3 protein-coding genes and 1 pseudogene are annotated in these 2,425 nt (G+C 30.7%); 2 read left to right on the forward strand and 2 right to left on the reverse strand.

Going from position 1 to position 2,425, the window contains the following annotated elements; translation table 11 throughout:
* Positions 1-626, forward strand: a 626-nt coding sequence (locus tag ACOYLP_RS11720) for a sodium/proton-translocating pyrophosphatase (RefSeq protein WP_422856352.1), incomplete at its 5' end; no start/stop codon positions are given.
* 67 nt (positions 627-693) lie between these two features.
* Here ACOYLP_RS11720 and ACOYLP_RS11725 read toward each other — a convergent pair.
* Both ACOYLP_RS11725 and ACOYLP_RS11730 read right to left on the reverse strand, forming a co-directional pair.
* Positions 694-1,308 (reverse strand): deoxynucleoside kinase, encoded by a 615-nt coding sequence (locus ACOYLP_RS11725; protein ID WP_422856353.1) that lies wholly within the window; start codon positions 1,306-1,308, stop codon positions 694-696.
* Positions 1,308-2,018: a hypothetical protein gene (locus ACOYLP_RS11730; protein ID WP_422856354.1), complete on the reverse strand. Its 711-nt coding sequence runs from the start codon at positions 2,016-2,018 to the stop codon at positions 1,308-1,310. The genes ACOYLP_RS11725 and ACOYLP_RS11730 overlap by 1 nt, the downstream gene beginning before the upstream one ends.
* A 202-nt stretch (positions 2,019-2,220) precedes the next feature.
* Between ACOYLP_RS11730 and ACOYLP_RS11735 the strand changes: the two are divergent.
* A pseudogene (locus tag ACOYLP_RS11735) lies at positions 2,221-2,425 on the forward strand (GLPGLI family protein); the annotation flags it as partial.

Consider the following 2,425-nt stretch of genomic DNA (forward strand, 5'->3'; position numbering starts at 1 on the left):
TGTTCCAAAACAATGCTGGTGGTGCCTGGGATAATGCTAAAAAATCTTTTGAAGCCGGAGTTATGATTAACGGTGAAATGACATACAAAGGTTCTGATGCTCACAAAGCTGCTGTAACCGGAGACACTGTTGGAGATCCTTTCAAAGATACTTCTGGACCATCAATGAACATCTTAATCAAATTGACATGTCTGATTGGATTAGTAATCGCGCCAATCTTAGGGGCCGGTCACGAAGGTGAAACCAAAGAAATGAATTGCACAATCAAAATGAAAATGGAGTGCAAAGATATGGGCAAATGTGACATGAGCAAATGCAAAGACATGACTATGCAGGAATGTGCAGCAATGTGTGATTCATTAAATTGTACGCCAGAGCAAAAAGAAGCCTGTCTTTCTCACTATGATGCTGATGGAAAATTCATTGCTGAGAAAAAAGATGATTGTTGTGCTAAAAAAGGTGCAATGGCTCCAAATGCTGTAGAGAAAAATGTAAAAGTTATAATTACCAATACAAATGGTAAAGCTAAAGCAACGATTACCACTACAGTTGGCAAAACAACAACTTCTGAGACTTTTGAAGGTACAGAAGCTGAAGTAAAAGCTAAAGTGGAAGCATTGAAATAATGGTTTTCGATATATAGAATTAAAAAATGGCTCGCAATTGTGAGCCATTTTTTATATTTAAAATTCTTTAAAAAAGTCCGTTTATCTCGGCATTAATTCTGTTAATGATATCTCCTAAATCTTCCGGATTATTAACAAAATCTATATTGTCTACATCAATTATTAATAGCTTCCCTTTGTCATAAGTTTGAATCCAAGCCTCATAACGTTCGTTCAAACGACTTAAATAATCTATAGAAATAGTATTTTCATAATCACGACCTCGCTTGTGAATTTGAGCAACTAAATTTGGAATAGAGCTTCTTAAATAAATCAATAAATCAGGTGCGCCAACTAATCCTTCCATCAACTCAAAAAGATCAGAATAATTTTCATAATCACGATTGGTCATTAAACCCATAGCGTGTAAATTGGGAGCAAAGATGTGCGCATCTTCATATATTGTTCTATCCTGAATTATGTTTTTACCACTTTCGCGTATTTGCAGCACTTGGCGAAAACGACTATTTAAGAAATAAATCTGCAAGTTAAAACTCCAACGTTCCATTTGGTGATAAAAATCATCTAAATAAGGATTGTCAACTACGTCTTCAAAATGAGGTTCCCACTTAAATTGCTTTGCCAAAAACCGTGTTAAAGTAGTTTTTCCTGCTCCTATATTTCCTGCTACTGCTATGTGCATTATGGTAATTTTAATTTTAAAAATTTAATTTGTTGGTTGGTAAAAATAGCTAAAATTTGGTCTTTGTAATAAAAATTTTGGAACGATTTCTCAACAATTTCTACTTCATATACAGTTTTTGAAATATTATTCAAACAATACAAACTCTTGTCTTTCAAAAACAAGAGTTTTTCATTATCAATGATTTGAATTTTTTCAAAAGGAGGAATATTAGCTAAAAGTCTCACTTTGCCAAATATATCAATTGAATACCAATTATTAATTTCATCTATCCAATAAAAATTGTTGAAATCAGATTGTGTGTATTTTATGTTTTCCTGAATGGGATTTCCTATAATTTTGGAAGTGTTTTTTAAATAATCAAACAACATAATTTGTTGTTTTAAAGCATTGTAAATCCATAATTGATTTTGTGATGCCATGCCAATTTTAGAAGCAAGAATAGTGTTGTCAATATCAAAAAGATTTAGCTTTTGTATTTCATTTAGCTGATTGTCAAGTGTTATTATACTATTAAAATCTTCATAAAAAAGGACTATTTTTAAAGGGTTTACATAATCTACAGAAGTAATTTTTCCTAACGCCACGTTTTTATATTCCCAAATCTGATTTTCGTTTTGCTTGCTAAAAACATTATTATTGATATAATAATTGCTGCCCAAACCATCAAAGCCAATATAGGTTTTGTTCTCAAGTTCTTTTGTGTTCAAAGCAGTAGTTTTTAGCTTTTGATTTTGACAAAAACTAATCGAATAGCAGAATAATAAAAATAAATAAATTGCATTTTTCATGATAGTGCTAATTTACATTAAACCAAATGAAATACAATAGGTAAAAAATACTATTTTAACATATAATTAGTAACAGTTTTTGATTACTTTCGTCATATTTACTCGACTAAAATTAAACCTCATGAAAAAAATAGTTTACGCGTCTTTGTTTCTCATTTCTTTTATAACTACTAATGCTCAAAAAGATTTCCAAGGTATGGCAGTTTATGAATCGAAAACTAGTACTGCAGATTTTAAATCTCGTTTTGAAGGTAACAAAGAAATAACTCCCGAAATTCAAAAAATGATTGAAGAACGAATGAAAAAAATGTTTGAAAAAACATTTT

Origin of the sequence: Flavobacterium sp. (genome assembly GCF_049318325.1) — a bacterium.
Classification (GTDB): Bacteria; Bacteroidota; Bacteroidia; order Flavobacteriales; family Flavobacteriaceae; genus Flavobacterium.